Annotated in this window: 11 protein-coding genes, 1 tRNA gene and 2 pseudogenes; 6 read left to right on the top strand and 8 right to left on the bottom strand. The window is 68.2% G+C overall.

Features of this window, described 5'->3' with window-relative positions:
• Window positions 1–21: 21 nt before the first annotated feature.
• Window positions 22–2,355: an ATP-binding protein gene (locus ASF41_RS09495; RefSeq protein ID WP_156653256.1), complete on the bottom strand. Its 2,334-nt coding sequence runs from the start codon at window positions 2,353–2,355 to the stop codon at window positions 22–24.
• Between the two features lie 482 nt (window positions 2,356–2,837).
• Here ASF41_RS09495 and ASF41_RS09490 point away from each other — a divergent pair, with 482 nt between their 5' ends.
• Together ASF41_RS09490 and ASF41_RS09485 are read left to right on the top strand one after the other, a co-directional pair.
• Window positions 2,838–3,329, top strand: coding sequence for a phasin (locus ASF41_RS09490; RefSeq protein ID WP_056222335.1), 492 nt, complete (start codon window positions 2,838–2,840; stop codon window positions 3,327–3,329).
• Window positions 3,330–3,547: 218 nt separating this feature from the next.
• Window positions 3,548–3,862 carry a hypothetical protein gene (locus ASF41_RS09485; protein ID WP_056274673.1) on the top strand — a complete coding sequence of 105 codons (315 nt, stop codon included), beginning with the start codon at window positions 3,548–3,550 and terminating at the stop codon, window positions 3,860–3,862.
• A gap of 90 nt (window positions 3,863–3,952) precedes the next feature.
• Here ASF41_RS09485 and ASF41_RS09480 read toward each other — a convergent pair whose 3' ends face one another.
• From ASF41_RS09480 to ASF41_RS09470, 3 genes and pseudogenes are all read right to left on the bottom strand, one after another.
• On the bottom strand, window positions 3,953–4,615 hold the full coding sequence (locus ASF41_RS09480; RefSeq protein ID WP_056222332.1) for a L,D-transpeptidase: 663 nt from the start codon (window positions 4,613–4,615) through the stop codon (window positions 3,953–3,955).
• A 582-nt stretch (window positions 4,616–5,197) separates the two neighbouring features.
• Window positions 5,198–5,611: pseudogene (locus ASF41_RS23655) on the bottom strand (SRPBCC domain-containing protein); the annotation flags it as partial.
• A gap of 19 nt (window positions 5,612–5,630) precedes the next feature.
• On the bottom strand, window positions 5,631–6,047 hold the full coding sequence (locus tag ASF41_RS09470) for a glyoxalase/bleomycin resistance/extradiol dioxygenase family protein (protein WP_056492701.1): 417 nt from the start codon (window positions 6,045–6,047) through the stop codon (window positions 5,631–5,633).
• Between the two features lie 248 nt (window positions 6,048–6,295).
• Between ASF41_RS09470 and ASF41_RS09465 the strand changes: the two genes are divergently transcribed.
• A tRNA-Arg gene (locus ASF41_RS09465) sits at window positions 6,296–6,372 on the top strand.
• 572 nt (window positions 6,373–6,944) lie between these two features.
• Here the strand turns inward: ASF41_RS09465 and ASF41_RS09460 are convergent.
• Window positions 6,945–7,648: pseudogene (locus ASF41_RS09460) on the bottom strand (transposase); the annotation flags it as partial.
• A gap of 362 nt (window positions 7,649–8,010) precedes the next feature.
• Between ASF41_RS09460 and glpD the strand changes: the two are divergent.
• Both glpD and glpK read left to right on the top strand, forming a co-directional pair.
• Complete coding sequence (gene glpD, locus ASF41_RS09455; protein WP_056492695.1) at window positions 8,011–9,543, top strand: glycerol-3-phosphate dehydrogenase; 1,533 nt, start codon at window positions 8,011–8,013, stop codon at window positions 9,541–9,543.
• 84 nt (window positions 9,544–9,627) lie between these two features.
• Window positions 9,628–11,133, top strand: a complete 1,506-nt coding sequence (gene glpK, locus ASF41_RS09450) for a glycerol kinase GlpK (RefSeq protein WP_056492692.1) — start codon at window positions 9,628–9,630, stop codon at window positions 11,131–11,133.
• A gap of 592 nt (window positions 11,134–11,725) precedes the next feature.
• On the opposite strand, the gene ASF41_RS09445 is transcribed toward glpK, so the two are convergent.
• Genes ASF41_RS09445 through ASF41_RS09435 form a run of 3 tightly spaced genes read right to left on the bottom strand, consistent with a single transcriptional unit; the run spans window position 11,726 to window position 16,281 of the window.
• Complete coding sequence (locus ASF41_RS09445) at window positions 11,726–13,498, bottom strand: response regulator (RefSeq protein ID WP_407067270.1); 1,773 nt, start codon at window positions 13,496–13,498, stop codon at window positions 11,726–11,728.
• Window positions 13,480–13,944: a response regulator gene (locus tag ASF41_RS09440; protein WP_056213964.1), complete on the bottom strand. Its 465-nt coding sequence runs from the start codon at window positions 13,942–13,944 to the stop codon at window positions 13,480–13,482. The genes ASF41_RS09445 and ASF41_RS09440 overlap by 19 nt, the downstream gene beginning before the upstream one ends.
• Before the next feature lie 3 nt (window positions 13,945–13,947).
• Window positions 13,948–16,281 (bottom strand): ATP-binding protein, encoded by a 2,334-nt coding sequence (locus ASF41_RS09435; protein ID WP_082504225.1) that lies wholly within the window; start codon window positions 16,279–16,281, stop codon window positions 13,948–13,950.
• Window positions 16,282–16,551: 270 nt separating this feature from the next.
• Here ASF41_RS09435 and ASF41_RS09430 point away from each other — a divergent pair, with 270 nt between their 5' ends.
• Window positions 16,552–17,778 (top strand): acyl-CoA dehydrogenase family protein, encoded by a 1,227-nt coding sequence (locus ASF41_RS09430; RefSeq protein WP_056492689.1) that lies wholly within the window; start codon window positions 16,552–16,554, stop codon window positions 17,776–17,778.
• Window positions 17,779–17,790: the final 12 nt, after the last annotated feature.

The following is a 17,790-nucleotide window of genomic DNA, read 5'->3' as shown; positions in this document are numbered from 1 at the left end:
TGCAGCGACCCCGGCCCGGTGTCAGGCCCGTTTCGTCGCCCCCGGCACGGGGAAGAGCATCTCCACCAGGGTTCCCTCGTCCTTCCGGCTGGAGATGCGGAAGCGACCGTGATTGGCCTCGGTCAGGGCCTTGGTCAGCGGCAGCCCGAGTCCGGTACCGCGGGATGGTTCGACCCGGGAGCCCGACCGGAAGGGATGCAGGGCGCCCTCCATCTCGGCCGCCGTCATCCCGACCCCGGTATCACGGATGCGCAGGGCGATCTCCCCGCGATCCGCGAGCGACGTCGACACGATGACCTGTCCGCCGGCCTCGGTCAGCGCGATGGCGTTCGCGATGACGTTCATGGTCGCCTGGCGCACGAAACGCTCGTCGGCCGAGAGAACCGGCAGGTCGGTGGAGAAGCTGGTGCGCAGGACGATGCGCCGGCGGACGGCCTCCGGGTGGAGGAGCGTGACGCAGTGCGTCACCACGTCGTTCAGCGCGATGTCCGCGACGACGCGGTCGATCTTCCCGGCCTCGATCCGCGCCAGGTCCAGTAGATCCGTGAGGAGATCCAGCAGGCGCGCGCCCGAGGCGTGCACCTCCCGGAGGGATACGCGGTAACGCTCCGACCCCGCGGGACCGACGGTCTCGTCGACGAGGCCCCCGAGCGAATCGAGCATCTGCTTGACCGGCGCCTGAAGGGTCTGAGCGACCTGAGCCAGGAGCTCGGCCTGCTGCGGGATCGCCTCCCGTGCCGCGATCGAACTCCGCAGGTCGGCCCCGCTCCGGTCGGCGGCCGCGGCCTCATCGCGGATCACGGCGCAGACACGTTCCTCCGCGTCCCCCGAGAGCGGCAGCACCTTCACCCGAAGGCGCCGTCCCGTGCCGCGCACCGCCACCGGCACCTCGTCCCGCACCATTGAGCCCGGCTCGGCATGCAGCCGCGCCAGCAGATCGACGGCATGCTCCGAGGCGAACAGGCCAAGGAAGCTCGCGCCCACCACCTCGCGGGGATCGAGCCCGAAGGTCTCGGCGGTCCGGCGGTTCAGGGAGAGGATGCGGGCCTGGTGGTCGAGCAGCACGATGCCGTCCTCAAGCGCATCGAGGACCGCGCGGGCATCCACGCTGTGGCGGGCGGCGAAATCCTGGGCGATCGCGGTCGCCGTCGCGGCGCGGGCTTCCTCGCTCGGCTCGGCATCGCGGGCGAGCAGGAGGTGGGCCGGTCGGCCGGCCCAATCGAGGGCGGAATGCTCGATCAGGACGCTGACCCGTCCGCCGTCCCGGGTCGTCAGCACCAGGGGTGCCTCACCCGCCGGTCGGGCCTGGGGATCGAGGCCACCGAACAGGTGCCCGATCCCACCGGCCGCCGTCAGATCCTCCCGCGTCGCGTACCCGACGAGGCGGAGGAGGGTCTGGTTGGCAAACAGCACGGTGTCGTCGCGATAGACCAAGACGCCGGAGGGGATGCGCTCCAGGGTCGCCACCATGGCGGCGTCGGGCGACAGGTCGTCGGCCGACCGCGCGAACGGAACCGGAAACGGCATCACCGCGCAGGGAGGGCTGGGCTCGGCCTCCCTGTCCGAACGCTCGTCGCCCGCGAACCGGGCACCGAGGGCCCTTGCGATCTCGCGGAACGCCGCGTGCTCGTGGCTCGAGAGATGCGGATCGCTGGAATCGACCGCCGGCTCGACCGGCACATCGGCCTCGGTATGCGAGGCCGCGGGCGCGTCGGGCACGACCGCGTCCGCGGTCGTCGCCTGGGCGGGCGCCGCCGCGACCGTCGGTGCCGGCAGCGCCGCGACAAGACCCGTGATCGACCGGATCTGCCCGAAGCCGCGACATCCCGATCCGGCCCGGTTCTTCGGAGCGCCGGACATTTCGAGATCGCAGAGGGCGCCATCCGCCGCGATCAACGTCAGCGGGATCGCCCGGAAGGTCCGCCCAAGATCGAGGGCGGCGAGAAGGCCGCCGGCATCGCGCAGGATGTCCGCATCCGCCAGCGCCTGCCAGCTCCGCCCCTCGAGGCGCCGGCGCAAGCCCGGTCCGGCCGCCGACGAAACCTGGAGGATCGTCCCCGCCGCGTCGCTTTCCCAGGTGAAGCGCTGCCGGGCGACGATCGGCTCCTCCGTCTCCACGACGGGTTCGCTCCCGACCGGCGCGCCCGCGTGCTCCGCCGCGTCCGGCTCGGCGATCGCAGCCGTGTCGACGGCCGCCACACCGGGTGCGCGGCGCCCGCGGAGACCCTGCAGACGCATCGGGAGCGGCGAGTTCGCGAGGAGCACGACCGCGTCGCGCGACTCGGTGAGGGCAATGCGCATCACGCTGACCAGGACCGGCGGTGCCAGGCGCCGGGCATCGAGATGCAGGCGCATGAGCACCGGCTGGTCCTTTCGCAGGCGAGCCTGCGCGATCTGCTCGCCGAGCCTGAGCCCCGCGTCGACGCGGCCGTCCGCTCCGCTGATGCCGTCCCGGAGATTCGCGGCCCGCGGCGATGCGTGCAGGATGCGCGTCCCGTCCGCATCAAGGAGGAGAACCGCCGTCTTCGAATCGCTTAGGCTGGGGCCGAGGCGCGAATCATCCGCGCATCGACGCAGAGCCGCCTGAATCGCCCCGTCGTCATTCCCGCCAGGCCCTGAGGCTCCACTCTCGAACATCCGCACCTGTTTCGCGTGACGAATCTTGGAACGTGACGTCCTTTTTACCGCGTCACCGCCTCTCCATAAGCCACGAGAGGGGCCGCCGCACGTTTACCTGTTGTCAACCTTAATGCGCCCGAGCAGGGTGGCATAGGGCCGGCGCTGTGCTATTGTGCAGTGCACAACGCGCCATCAACAACGAGATTGAGGAGAGGATAATGAACAGCACCCCGAATTACGAGGTTCCCGCCGAGATGCGCGATTTCGCCGAGAAGAGCGTCGATCAGGCCCGCAAGGCGTTCGACACCTTCATCAGCGCCGCCCGCCGCACCGCCGATACCGTGCAGGGCTCCGCCGAGATGGCGCGCACCAACGCCCAGGACGTGTCCGCCCGCGGCTTCGAATTCGCCGAGCAGAACGTGACGGCGGCGTTCGACCTCGCCCAGAAGCTCGTCCGCTCCCGCGACCTGCAGGAAGCGATGCAGCATCAGGCCGAGTTCGTTCGCAGCCAGTTCGCCGCCATCCAGGCCCAGGCCAAGGAATTCGGCGGCCTCGCCCAGTCGGCGATGCAGCAGAGCGCCGAGAAGGCCAAGGGCGCCATGCAGGAGGGCGCCGAGCACGCCCGCAAGGCGATGGAGCAGGGTTCCGAAGCCGCTCGCAAGGCCGGCAGCGATGCCGAGCAGGCCATGCGGAACGCCACCAACTCCTAAGTCTCGCTCCGCCAAGCCCTCGCGGCTTCCGCCTCGCAGCCCGCTTCGCCCTTCGGCCAAGTGGGCTGTTCGCGTTCGAGCCCGGGCGTGCAGAGCGGCACCGGCTGCGATGCGAACCGTCCCGAACCCGACTTGCCCGCCACGGGCGGGTCTCCTAACCCTGTCGCCGCGCTTGCCCGAGTGTTCCGGGCCGGCGCTGTCAACGAGGGCGTATGACCATGCGACGTATCTCCCGAGGCAGTCTGATCCTTACGGTCCTCGCCGGGCTTTTCGCGGCACAAGGCGCCAGCGCGCAATATGATGACGACGGCTACGACAGGCCGCCGCCGCGCCGCGCCTATGATGAGCGCCGCCTGCCGCCCCGTCGCGAGGTCGGCCTGAACTGCGATGCGGTGCAGTCGGGCCTGACCGGCTACCAGCCCTATTCCTGCCCGCTGCCGGGTCCGCGCCCCCTCGGTGCGCGCTGCTTCTGCGACATGCCGATCGCGCCCTTCAGCCCACCGCAGACCGCGGTCGGGCGCGTGGTCCCCTGAGCGGTCGACGATCCGACGCCCGGAACGCCGAAGGCCGCGTCATCCTTCCGGATGGCGCGGCCTTCGCGTGATCGTCCCTGTCGCGAAAAATCAGTTCAGAACGACGACCTTGGCTCCGACCTTCACACGCTCGTAGAGGTCGGTGACGTCCTCGTTGGTCATCCGGATGCAGCCCGACGACACGGCCTGACCGATGGTATCCGGCTCGTTGGAGCCGTGAATGCGGTACTCGGTGTTGCCGATATACATGGCGCGGGCGCCCAGGGGGTTCTCGACGCCACCTGCCATGTAACGCGGCAGGTCGGGGCGACGGGCGATCATCGCGGCCGGGGGCGTCCACGACGGCCATTCCTTCTTCGCCGTCACCGTCTTGACGCCCGACCAGGTGAAGCCCGGACGGCCGACACCGACGCCGTAGCGGATCGCTTCGCCATTCGGCATCACGAAGTAGAGGCGCCGCTCGGCCGTGGAGACCACGATCGTGCCCGGCTTGTAGTTGCCGTCGAAGGCCACGATCTCGCGCGGGATCGGGGCGACCTGCGCCTGGGGCGCCGCCTGGTAGCCCTGGCCGGCGGTGGCCGGGTAGCCGTACGGATCGTCGGTCGCTCGGCCGTAGCCGTAGGCCGGATCGGACGCGTAGTAATCCTCGCCGGCATTCGTGCCGAACGGATCATAGGGAGCCGCCGCAACAGGGCTCGTGGAGAGAACGCAGACACCGAGTAAGCCTGCGAGGGCAGTCGCCAAGGTCTTCATGTTGGGTCCCTTACCTATGCCGTAACCTTTGCTATACAAGCGTAAGCATGGAGAGTGGTTCCACGGCCCGCGAGGATTCCGTCATTTTTGCGGCGCCCCCGGTTTTAATCCGTTCCTTCTGCCGCGTGCTGGAGGGCGGCGACGTCGCGCTTCACCAGGGACTGCATGGCGGTGAAGACCCGACCAGCCAAGGCGGGATCGCCGGAACGATCGGCCTGGGCACACCCCAGCGGTCGCGCAGCCAGCTCTACGGGATATGGGAACCACCCTCCGCCCGGCGCCTGTCGACGCCGCCCGATCCACGAAGGCAACCCTGATCGAGGCGGCCGTGCCGTCATCGGCCACCACGTCGCCGTTCAGGGCCTGGAAGCTCTGCCCGCCGAGGGTGAAGCGGATCAGGATCACGTCGCCGGGCCAGAGGCCGCGGGCCCGCGGGAGGTGATCGGGGCGGGAGTCCGGCACCCGCGAGACGTCGTGGCGGATCGCCTCTTCTGCATTGCACGTGTACCGGAGGTTCGTGCAGATTGGCGCGCTGACCTTGACGCTCTTCTCGGAGGTGACCGCATTCCCCCGCGTTGGTCCTCAGGGCGGCCTGGGTGAAGGCCGCATCAGAGGTTTGCGGCGAGCGCGGCCCCATTCGTTTGGGAAGCCCATGGCCACCTGGGCCGCGCAGTCCTCCGCCGACCAGTGCCGCAGCCGCGTGATGTGGCGGGTGGCCTCGCCCTCCGGCGCGAAGGTAACGAGGCCGGTGGAGAGCGGTTTGGCCGAGGGGTCCCGGGCCGGGACAGAGGCGTTCGTGGAGACGATCCGGGGGTTCTTCATCGGTTCAAGGTTGAAGCCCGCGCTGGGAATCTCGCGCCGTCCGGGCCCCGCATGACGAATCATGACGAATCGAGTCGCGCCGCCCGGCTCCAGGTCGGTCTCCGCCGCCGCCACAAACGGCTTGCGGGCAAACCAGCGCCCGATCGCGTCCCGCTCGGTCCAGCAGCGACAGAGGACGGTGGGCGAGAGAGGGTCAGCGCTTCGGCTGGTTCATAGCCCAGAGCACCCCGAAGGGGTCGCGCAGCTGGCCGTAGCGATCCCCCCAGAACATGTCGGCCGGCGGCGTCACGGCGGTCGCGCCGGCCGCGACGGCATGGGCGTAGCGCGCGTCGATGTCGTCGACCATCAGCATCAGGGAGAAGGCCTGCGGCGGCTGGAGCGCGTGCCCGTACTCGGGAAACGCGTCGCTCAGCATCAGCGACGCCCCGTTGACGTGGAGATGCACGTGCATCGTCCGTCCCTGGTCGTCGACGGGCAACGCGGCAGCGATCTCCGCCCCAAAGGCCCCGACGTAGAACTCCGCCGCCTTCATCGCGCCCGCCACGGTCAGGTAGGCCACGAGGCCCCCCTTTACAGGGGCCGGTCCTTCGGGTTGATTCGCGCTGCTCATCGGGATGCTCTCCGCGCCGGCCGCCGACGCGCGTCCGCTCCCGGCGGGGCCGCCCTCGACGATGGATCGGCATCCCACAGGACCGGCCGGACTTTTTCAAGCGGCCGCCCCCGCGAAGCCCCGAAAGGACCGACCCGGCGCGGTACACGTCGACCCTTCCCGTGCGCCGGAAGCCGGGGCCTCGCCCCCGCGGCCGAAAGGCTTGACCCCGGGCGGGACCCATGCCTTTTACGGGCGACGGCACCCCCGACTCCGTAGCTCAGCTGGATAGAGCAGCCGCCTTCTAAGCGGCAGGTCGTTGGTTCGAGCCCAACCGGGGTCGCCAGGTTCTTCTCAGTAAACCAAGATGGCAACTCCCGGGGGCGCCTTCATCTGGCGCCTCCCGGCGAGAACATTTGCGACCTATCGCCGGCCATTCTCCGGGTCTCCCGTCAAGTTCTCCTACGCCAAGTCCCACGCAGTCCCACCAAAAGCCGGAGCGGAGCCGAGGGCTCGCCGGACATGGAGACCCCATGCCCCACGCGACACCAGCTTCCCCGAGGGCAACGACTGCCGATAGCCACACGCACTGCTTCGTCTGGGGCAATTCGCGGTGGAGTCGGTCGACGGGGGTTCCAAGGGGGCCGCCGGGAAGCTCAAGGCCGACTACCTTTGCCTCGACCGGTTCGAGGAGATCATCCTCTGGTTCGACAACGACGAGTTTGGCCAGACCGCCCTCGAGGCATGCGTCAAGATGGTCAAGGTCCGCGTGGCCAACGCACCGGCTGGCATCAAGGATGCCGAAAACCTGATGAATCTCAAACGCTCCGGCGACATCATGACCTGACCGGCTGGCTTTGGACCGGGCTGATTTGAAGGATCAGCCAGGACCGAACCAGCTGGACATGCGGCGAGGTTATCCACGATCAGGCCCCAGCGGTTCTCCATCAGGGTGTGACCGATGAAGCAGAGCTTGGCTTCCATTCCCGAACTTTTACGGTAGAGGCGGGCTTCTCGGTCCGTGGTGCTCGCGTGGGTCTCGTTCGAGCGCGTCTGACCCCTGAAGTCGACCTCGACGTTGCGCCCGCCGGCGGACGGCGGCGGATCTTTCCCTTGATCGTTGCCGCCCTTATCCTTGGATTGAAGCATATGAATCGACGCCCAGGCCTCGATCAGCGTCCCGTCGACGCTGAAGAGATCGCTGGACAGAAGCCGCCTGACCCGGGGCTGGGCCAGCACGGCGGCCAGGAACTGGGCCGCGATCCCACCGGCCAGCAGCCGGTCCCGGTTCCGGGTGAAGCTCGAATGGTCCCAGGCCTGATCGTCGATGCCCAGCCCGACGAACCAGCGGAACAACAAGTCGAACGCCAGCCGCCCCATCAGTTGCCGCTCCGAGCGGATCGAGTAGAACATCTGCAGGAGCATGGCCCGCAGCAGCATCTCGGGCGGGATCGACGGATGACCCATCCGGGCCGCATAGAGCGCCGAGATCGACCCGCTCAGGGCCGCCAGCGCCTCAGCCGTCAGTGTCGGATGGCTCGCAGAGGATGATCGGACCGGACCCGAGCCCCAAGGGCCACATACGAGAACAACGCCCCCGAACGCCGATCCGAGCCCCGCATCTGCCTCCCCCGCTTACTGCCAGGGAGCAGTGAATCATGCCAACCCCTGGCACGCCACGGACTTCCTCAACACCCTGCCAGACCATCCTCCTGCACGCCCGACGGACCTTCCTGGTGGCCGATCACACCAAGTTCACGTGCCGGCCGATGGTCGAGGTGGGACGCCTTGCGCAGATCGACACGCTCTTCACGGACCGGCCGCCGCCACCTGAGATCGTCGCCCTGATGGAACGGCACGGGGTGAAGCTCGCATTGACCGGATCGGGAGGCGTCTCGCGAAGCCCTGATTTTCGCTTGCGACTATTCCTCGACAAAGGGAAATCCTCCTGGCGTCGGCATACGACGAGACCTGGAGGAGACTCATGACGTCAGGAGGGATCCGTCGGGCCGAGGGAGCCCCCTACGATCTGCTCGTCATCGGCGGAGGCATCAACGGCACGGGGATCGCTCGCGACGCGGCCGGACGAGGCCTCTCGGTCCTGCTCTGCGAGCGTGGGGACCTCGCCGAATTCACCTCGTCATCGAGCACGAAGCTGATCCATGGCGGCCTGCGCTACCTGGAATATTACGAGTTCCGCCTGGTGCGCGAGGCGCTCGCCGAGCGAGAACGCCTGCTGCGTCTGGCACCGCACATCATTTGGCCGCTCCGCTTCGTGCTCCCGCACGACGATGGACTCCGCCCGGCCTGGATGCTGCGGATCGGCCTCTTCCTCTACGATCATCTCGCGCGCCTGCGCACGCTCCCGCGCTCGGAGATGGTTCGCTTGCGAACATCGCCGATGGGCGCGCCTCTACAGGTTCGGCTCTCGAAGGGCTTCGTCTATTCGGATTGCTGGGTGGAGGACAGTCGGCTCGTCGTCCTCAACGCGATGGATGCCAGGTCGCGGGGCGCCGAAATCCGAACACGGACCGGCGTCGAATCGGCCCGCCGCATCGACGGGTCCTGGACCGCAACCCTCCGCGACGTCGGCACCGGGCAGTCCGAGACCGTTCGCGCGAAGGCCGTCATCAATGCGGCCGGACCTTGGGTGAGCGAGACGCTGGGCACCACCCTCGGGATCAACAGCCGCGCGGCAGTCCGCCTGATCAAGGGCAGCCACATCGTCGTGCCAAGGCTCTACGAAGGCGACCAAGCCTATATCCTGCAGCAGCCCGACAAGCGCATCATCTTCGCGATTCCGTACGAGCACGACTTCACCCTGATCGGTACCACCGACGTACCTTACGAGAACGAGCCCGGCCCGGCGACGATCTCGGCGGAGGAGACGCGCTATCTCTGCGATTGCATCAATCGCTCCTTCGCCCGGTCGATCGACCCGAAGGATGTGGTCTGGAGCTACTCCGGGGTGCGCCCGCTCTACGATGACGCGGCAGCCGACGCCTCGGCGGTCACCCGAGACTACGTGCTCGACCTCGAGGATGGCGGTGGGCGGGCTCCAGCGCTCTCGGTCTTCGGCGGCAAGATCACGACCTACCGTCGCCTCGCCGAGCACGCGATGGAGAAGATCGCGCCACATTTCCCGGGGCTCAAGAAAGCCTGGACCGGCACTGCAGTCCTGCCCGGCGGCGCGATGCCGGCGGCGAATTTCGAAACATTTCTGGAGCAGTTCCGCCGAGAGGCTCCTTTCCTCCCGTCCGAGACCGCGCGGCGCCTCGCCCGAGCCTATGGGACCGAAGCGCGGACCATCGTGAAGGGCGCCCGCAGTCTCGCGGATCTCGGCGACGCCTTCGACGGCGGCCTGACGGCTGTCGAGGTCGACTATCTCGTTCGCGCCGAATGGGTGCGGACCGCCGAGGACATCCTTTGGCGCCGCTCGAAGCTCGGCCTGCGCACGAGTCCGAAAAGTGCCGCGCGCCTCGCCGCCTATATCGCGCGGAAGGCCGAAGCCGCCTGACGCCAACGCCTTCCGAAACGCCAAAGCCGGCGCGAAGACCGGCCCGGACATCCTCGACGCCGCTCCCAAGGGAGGAAGACGACCATGTCTCAGTATGTCGGCGCCATCGACCAGGGCACCACCAGCAGCCGCTTCATCGTCTTCGATCGCGAAGGGCACATCACCGCCTGCAGGCAGCGGGAACATGCGCAGATCTATCCGCGGCCCGGCCACGTCGAGCACGATCCGATAGAGATCTGGCGCAATACGCAGGCCGTCATGCAGGATGCCCTCGACGGGGCCGGACTGACGCCGAAGGACCTGCTCTCGATCGGCATCACGAACCAGCGTGAGACTACGCTGATCTGGGACCGGCGCACGGGTACTCCGCTTCACAATGCGCTGGTCTGGCAGGATACCCGCAACGATCGCCTCGTGACCGAGTTTGCTCGCCACGGCGGCCGCGATCGCTTCCGTGCGCTCACAGGCCTGCCCCTGGCGAGCTACTTCTCGGGCTTGAAACTGCGCTGGCTCCTCGACCATGTCGACGGCGCGCGAGAGAAGGCGGAAGCTGGCGACGTCCTATTCGGAAATATCGACAGCTGGCTCGTCTGGAATCTCACCGGCGGCCCGGACGGCGGCCTCCACGTTACCGACGTGACCAATGCCAGCCGCACCCAGCTCATGTCCCTCGAGACCCTGGCCTGGGACGATGGCATGCTTGCCATGTTCGGAATTCCCCGCGCGATGCTGCCGGGGATCGTCTCGTCGTCCCAAGTCTACGGAGAGACACGCCTGCCCTTCGCCGGGGTGCCGATCGCCGGGATCCTCGGAGACCAGCAGGCCGCCCTGTTCGGCCAGACCTGCTTTCGGCCGGGCGAAGCGAAGAACACCTACGGCACCGGCTGTTTCGCCTTGATGAACACCGGCGAGACGCCGGTGCCCTCGACCTGTGGCCTCGTGACGACGCTGGGCTACAAGCTCGACGGCGCGCCCGCGGTCTACGCGCTGGAAGGTTCCATCGCCATCACGGGCGCGCTGGTGCAGTGGCTGCGCGACAACCTGCACATGATCCAGGACAGCGCCGAGGTCGAGCGCCTGGCCACCACCGTGGAAGACAATGGCGGTGTCTACTTCGTGCCCGCCTTCTCTGGGCTCTACGCGCCGCACTGGAACGAGGGTGCCCGCGGCCTGATCATCGGCCTGACCCGCTATGCCAATCGCGGCCACATCGCCCGGGCCTGCTTGGAGGCTACGGCGTTCCAGACCCACGAGGTCCTGGAGGCGATGGAGAAGGATTCCGGCATCCCGGTGCGGGAGCTGCGCTCGGACGGCGGCATGGTCGCCAACGTGACCCTCATGCAGTTCCAGGCCGATATCCTCGACGTTCCGGTCGTGCGGCCGAAGGTGACGGAGACCACAGCGCTGGGAGCCGCCTACGCTGCGGGCCTCGCGACCGGATACTGGAAGAGCACGGACGACCTCGTGCGCAACTGGGGAATCGACCGGCGCTGGGAGCCAAATATGGACGCGACGCAGCGCCAGCGCATCACCGCGGCCTGGGGCCGGGCGGTGAAGCGCGCCTTCGACTGGGACAGACAGGACGACTGACGTTCACCCCGGCATCGACCACCTCGGAAACACAAGACGACGTCAGCGGACTTGCCATGACGTCGCCACTCCTGGGGGAGCTTCTCGGCACGATGGTGCTGATCATCCTCGGCAGAGGGGTGTGGCCGGGGCCCTCCTTGCGCGGCTCGAAGGCGGAAGGCGCAGGCTGAATCGCGACCACCGCTGGCTGGGCCTTCGCCGTCCTGGCCGGAATCTTCGTCGCCGCTGCGACGGGCAAACCCGACGCGCACACCGACCCCGCGGTCACGATCGCGGCGGCGATCGCCTCCGGTGCTCACGAACGTCCGTAATGGGGCCGCCTGCGTCGTCACGGCCCTGAGCGGGGTGGACCCTGTCATCTTCGAAGCACGGGGTCGGCGGCTCGATGCAGCGGTCGCCGCCGATGTACCGGCGCGTCATCCGTTCGGATTTCTCCCTCGACTTGGCGGGGCACGCAGGGCCTGCGGACATGGCCGTCGGACAAGGCCGATCGACGCTTGCCGACAACGATCGTCACGGCTGGATGCGGTGGATCGATCTCCGATCAACCCTCTCGGCCGTCGAATGAGAGCTTGGCCGATCCGCAACAAGCTCAGGCGGTGTGGCGCTGGCCGACGACGAGGCGCAAGCCGGCCGGGCCGACGGACGCCTCGGCGAGGATGGCGGTGGCCTTGCGCGCCAGTTCTCCGCGCTGGAACGGCTTCTGGACGATGCGCTCGGCTCCGACCTCGCCCGCCTGCATCAGCGCCGCGGTTTCGGCGTATCCGGTGACGAACATCACGGGAAGATGCGGCCAGCGAAGGCGGATCTGGCACGCGGCCTCGGCCCCGTTCATGCCCGGCATGGCGAAGTCCAGAACGATCAGGTCGACACAGGCGTCGGATTCGAGAGCGGAGAGAGCGGCAAGGCCAGAGCCCGCCTCGCGGATGCGATAGCCGTTCTCGGACAGGATCGAGGTGGTGATCTCGCGCACCGCACTATCGTCGTCCACCACGAGGACCACCGGCCGATCGCCCGCCCGACGCTGCTCGGCGCAGTCGATAACAGCCCGGAATGCCTCGCGGGCCGGGGAGGTGGCCTCCGCCCGCGGAAGGTAGATCCGCACCGAGGTGCCTTCGCCCACGCGGGTGTCGATGCGAACACCGCCGCCGGACTGCTTCACGAAGCCATAGACTTGTGCGAGGCCGAGGCCAGACCCCTTATCGACCGCCTTCGTGGTGAAGAACGGCTCGAACACACGGGCCAGGACCTCGGGCGCAATCCCGGTACCGGTGTCGCTCACCGCGAGCATCACGTACTCGCCGGGCACCGGCTCTTCCGCACGGGCAGGGGTCCGCGTCAGGGTGACGTTCGCGGTCTCGATGGTGAGGCAACCCCCCACGGCCATGGCGTCGCGCGCGTTGATCGCGAGGTTCAGGATCACGAGCTCGATCTGCGTCGCATCGACAAGGGCTGACCAGAGATCGGATTGCAGCGTCATCTCGATACGCACCGCACCGCCGATCGAGCTCTGCAGGAGATCGCGCATGGACGCGACGGTCTGGTTCAGCTCCACCGGCGTCGGCTCCAGGCGCTGACGACGGGAAAAGGCGAGGAGTTGCGCCGTCAGGCGTGCTCCGCGGTCGGCGGCACCACGCATCATCTGAAGGCGGCGCTGCGACCGCTCGTCGGGGATGGCACGCTCCAGGAACTCGATGTTGCCGGAGATCACCGTCAGCAGATTGTTGAAATCATGGGCGACGCCGCTGGTGAGTTGGCCGACGGCTTCCAGGCGCTGCGCCTGGCGGAGAGCCTCCTCGACCCGCTCGCGCTCGGCAATCTGGCAGTGCAGCTCGGCATTGGCGGCGGCGAGGTCGCTCGTGCGCGCTTTCACACGGGCCTCCAGGGTCGCGTTGAGGTCCCGCAGATCCTGGACTGCGCGCTCGCGCTCGGCATGGGCGCGCGCCTCGGCGAGGGCGCGCAGGATGGTCCGGGGCAGGCGGTCGAGGCGCTGCTTGGTCACGTAATCGGTGGCACCCCGCTTCAGGGCTTCCACCGCGACATCCTCACCGAGGGTGCCCGAGACGAAGACGAAGGGCGTACCCGGACAATGGGTGCGAGCGATCGCCAGGGCGCTGAGGCCGTCGAAGGTCGGCAGAACGTAGTCGGCGAGGATGAGGTGATGCCCGCAGGACGCAGCTGCAGCGGTGAAGTCCGGCGCGGTCATCACCCGGTCGATCGTATACGGACGCCCGAGATCGTCGAGCACCGCACCGAGGAGTTCCGTATCGAGGTCGCTGTCTTCGAGAAGGAGGATTCTCAGGAGTGCCGGACCGACATCATCCTGCGTCGCCTGATCGGGCTGAGTCACGTGTTCGATGGCCAACCTCCTCCCCGATGCGGGGGCGGCTCGTTCAGGACCGCCCAGAACACGCCGAGATCCTGGATCGCCTCGAAGAATTCCGTGAACCCAACGGGCTTGACCACGAAAGCGTTCACGCCGAGGTCGTAGGACCGCACGAGGTCGGTCTCCTCCCGCGAGGAGGTCAGCATTACGACCGGAATCGCGCGGGTCCGGACATCGCCCTTTACCTGCGCGAGGACCTCCAGGCCGTCGACCTTGGGCAGCTTGAGGTCGAGGAGGACGACGGCCGGGTCGCGCGTATCCCGGCCCGCGAAGTCGCCGCGGCGATAGAGGAAGTCGAGTGCCTCCGCACCGTCGCGACAAATCACGATCTCATTGGCGAGTTGGCTCTTCTCCAGGGCGGCAAGGGTGAGTTCGATGTCGTTCGGATTGTCCTCGACGAGGAGGATCGGCTTCAGATCGGGCATGGATCAGCGCGCTTCCCTGGGGTTCCGCGACGATCGGGCTCGGTTCGCGGCATTCGGATTGGGCACCGCCCTCGGTGTCGGCAGCGTGAAGTAGAAGGTCGCGCCGTGTCCCACGGCTCCTTCGGCCCAGGTGCGACCGCCATGGCGCTCGACGATGCGCCGCACATTCGCAAGTCCGATGCCGGTTCCCTCGAATTCCTCCACCCGGTGCAGGCGCTGGAATACCCCGAACAGCTTGTCGACATAGGCCATGTCGAACCCGACGCCGTTGTCGCGCACGAAGAAGACGGCCTGCTCCGCTCCGTCGTCCTCCTGTCCGGTGCCGGGGCTCCGACCATCGAGACGACCGATCTGGATCGTCGCATCCGTCCGACCACGGGTGTACTTGACGGCGTTCGAGAGCAGATTTTCGATGACGAGGCGCAGCATCACCGGATCGGCGTTGACCCGTCCGAGCTGTCCGATGGTCCAGTGGATCGTCCGATGGGAGGAGACGTCACGAAGCACAGAGCGACGGACCTCCTCGACCAGCGCGTTGAGATCGCCGGCGACCGGGTTCAGGGCGTTGCGGCCCATCTGCGAGAAGCGCAGCAGGTTGTCGACCAGAGTACCCGCCGAGAAGGCCGCCTCGATGATCGTGTTGATGTAGTGCCGCCCCTTCTCGGATAAGAGGCTGCCTTCGCGCGATCGCAACAGCTCCGAGTACCCGACGATATGCCGGAAGGGCGCGCGGAGGTCGTGGCTGACCGAGTAGGAGAAGGCTTCCAGTTCCTTGTTGGAGCGCTGCAATTCCTCGCTCAGGGAGGCGAGCTCCTCGGCCCGCCGCAGAACGATCCCGAGCACGGAGGCCCTCAGGTCCTTCACCGATTCGATCTCAGCCCGCATCCAGGGGAGGGCGCGGTTCTGCAGTGTCTCCTTCCAGATGGCGAAGGATTGCCGAGGGTGCAATCGTTCGAGGCCGCCGGCCGGATCGGGCACGGCGGCCTTGGTCGGGTCGCCGCCCCACTTCACCGTGCGCACCACCTCGGGTCGGAACCAGAGCACGTAGCTGGCATATTTCTGCGAGATCGAGATCGCCAAGAGGCCGCTCGCCCGTTCGGCGAAGGCGCGTGCCGGCGGATAGACTTCACTCAGCGCATCCGTGGCGACGAGGTCGGCACCGCCGGGTCCGCTGGAGAGCCACTGGTAGATTGCCCGCACTTCGGATTCCCGCGGCGTCGCGCCGAGGAGCCGGCAGGTGTCCGAGGTGATCACGGCCGCGCCTGATGCTCCGGCGAGGGCCAGGACGTCGTCGGAATGCTTCAGCAAGCCGTCGAGGAAGTTTTCCTCTTCCGCCATGAAGCCGAGGAGCTGCGACTGGATCGCCCCCAGGCGCAGGCGCTGTTCGGCCTCCGCGCCACGCTCCTTGGCCGCGAGCTGAAGCGCGAAGATGCGGGTGAGGAAGTCGCAGGCGTTGCGGGCCTGGAGCGGCACGCGGCGGGGCTCGGCATTGTGGCAGGAAATCAGGCCCCAGAGGACGCCGTCGACCAGGATCGACACCGACATCGACGCCATCGTGCCCATGTTGCGCATGTACTCGACATGCACCGGCGAAACGCTGCGCAGAATCGACTGGCTGAGGTCGAGGGGCTCCGCGTCCTCGCCGGCCTCCCGCAGGATGGGGACCGGCCGGTACCCGGCATCGGGGATGATCCGCAGGCGGTTGCGCCGGTAAAGCTCCCGGGCCTGGGCGGGGATGTCGGACGCGGGAAAGCGGAGGTCGAGGTAGGAGGGCAAGGCGCCGTTGCCATCCTCGGCGATGACGGTGCCGTGCCAGTCCCGGTCGAACCGATAGACGAGGGTACGGTCGAAGCCGGTAATGTGGCGGATGTCGACGGCCACGAGGTGACACAGTGCGGCGACGGAGGCGGCGTCGTGCAGACCCTCCACGAAGCGGCTCAGGCGCGGGTAGAGCGCGTCGAGGCTGTGGTCGGATGCGAAGACGCTCGCGACCGCTTCGAATTCCAGAAGGATGAGCCCGGCCGAGCGATGGATCGCGAGGTCGTAGGCGAGGGTCCCCTCGGGGGTGGCCAGGGTCACGGTGCGCAGGTACTGGGCGCCGTCGCGCTCGGATTCCGCCGCTCCCTCCAGCAGGAGGCCGGCGAGTTCCGGAAAGACCGCATCGCAGGGTTGGCCGAGGCAGGCCTCGACACCCCCGGGGACGTTGGCACTCGCCTGGACGATCCGGCCGTCCGTCGCCCGGAGGGCGAGGAGGAAGCCGTGCGGCTGGAGCGTCCCGAGGCGGTGGATCGGCTCACGGTCGCAGACGGTCAGAGCTTCGGCGGGCGGCAAGCCCATGTCCAACCCCCGCGAATCCACCGTCAAAGCCTCCGCTCCCCCCGACCGTCCCCGTCATGCGCGTCCTCTCGCGTTTGGTTACGCGGATCGCGCAGGCGGCGCAACGCGACCCGGCGCGCCGCAGCCACAACAGACCGCGAGAACTCCCGTACCCCGTCGCGCCCGCCAGCCCCGCAATCTCCGGTCGACATCCCTGCGGGCCGCTCTAGCTTCCGCAGAGGATCGACTCCGTCCAACGCGGCGGGATCGACGACAAGGGGGGGGGACGACATGGCGAAGCGCGAGCGCATGGAACCGACGCCGCCAGAGCTCCTGAGCCCCTGGCGGACCGAGGCGCGGGCCAGGCTGCAGGCCGAGGCACGCGATTTCGCCCGGGACGTCGTGATGCCGCTCGCCGACGCGCTCGATCCGCAGAAGGCGGAGATGCCGCGAAGCCTCATCGATCAAATGGCCGCCAAGGGCTGGTTCGGCATCACGATCCCGGCCGAGCAGGGCGGCCTCGGCCACGGCGTGTTCGAGTACTGCCTCGTCTCCGAGGAACTCGCCCGGGCCTGGCTCTCGGTGGGCAGCATCCTGGCGCGGGGCCAGGGTCTCGGCACCCAGACCCTCGATCCAGAGCGGCGAAAGGCCCTTCTGGAGAAGTCGGCGAAGGGACAATGGATCGGCGGCATCGCCCTCTCGGAGCCCACCGCCGGCTCGGACCTCGCCGGCGTGCAGACCCGGGCGGTACGCGAGGGCGACACCTGGGTGTTGACCGGAACCAAGCGCTGGGCGGGCTTCGCCAAGGCCGCGGACTTCGTCGAGGTCTTGGCCCGGACCCGCGATCCCGAGCCCGGCGAGCCACGCTCGGCGGGGCTCGAACCCTTCCTCGTCGTGAAGGAGCCCGGTACCTTTCCGCCCGGCATGACCGGCCGGGTCATCGACAAGATCGGCTATCACGGCTTCCTCACCTTCGAACTGGACCTCGACGGCGTGCGGGTGCCGGAGACCGATCGCCTCACCGGGCTCTACGGCGACCAGGGCGCAGACGCGGATTCCGGGGGCTTCGCTTCGGTCCAGCGGGGGCTCAACATCGCACGGGTGCACACGGCGGCCCGCGCGGTCGGCGTGGCCCAGGCGGCCCTGGAGGATTGCCAGGCCTATCTGCAGGAGCGCGAGCAGTTCGGGCACCCGATCGGCGACTTCCAGGCCCTGCGCTTCGCCCTGGCCGACATGGCGGCCGACGTCGCCCAGGCCCGCGCCTTCTGGAACCAGGTGGCGCACCTGCTCGACGCCGGCGAACCGGCCGAGAGCGAGTCGGCCATGGTCAAGCTCGTCGCCACGGAAATGGCGGTGCGGGTCACCAACCAGGCGATGCAGCTCCATGGCGGGAACGGCTACACCACCGAACGCCGGGTGGAGCGCTACTGGCGCGACGCGCGTCTGACGACGATCTTCGAGGGAACGAGCGAGATCCAGCGCCGGATCATCAGCGACCGGATGCTGCCGAAGCCCTGACGCACCGGTACC

This window comes from Methylobacterium sp. Leaf111, assembly GCF_001423285.1.
Taxonomy (GTDB): Bacteria; Pseudomonadota; Alphaproteobacteria; order Rhizobiales; family Beijerinckiaceae; genus Methylobacterium.
The sequence above is the reverse complement of the archived record's forward strand: the minus strand, read 5'-3'. Positions and strand labels throughout refer to the sequence as shown.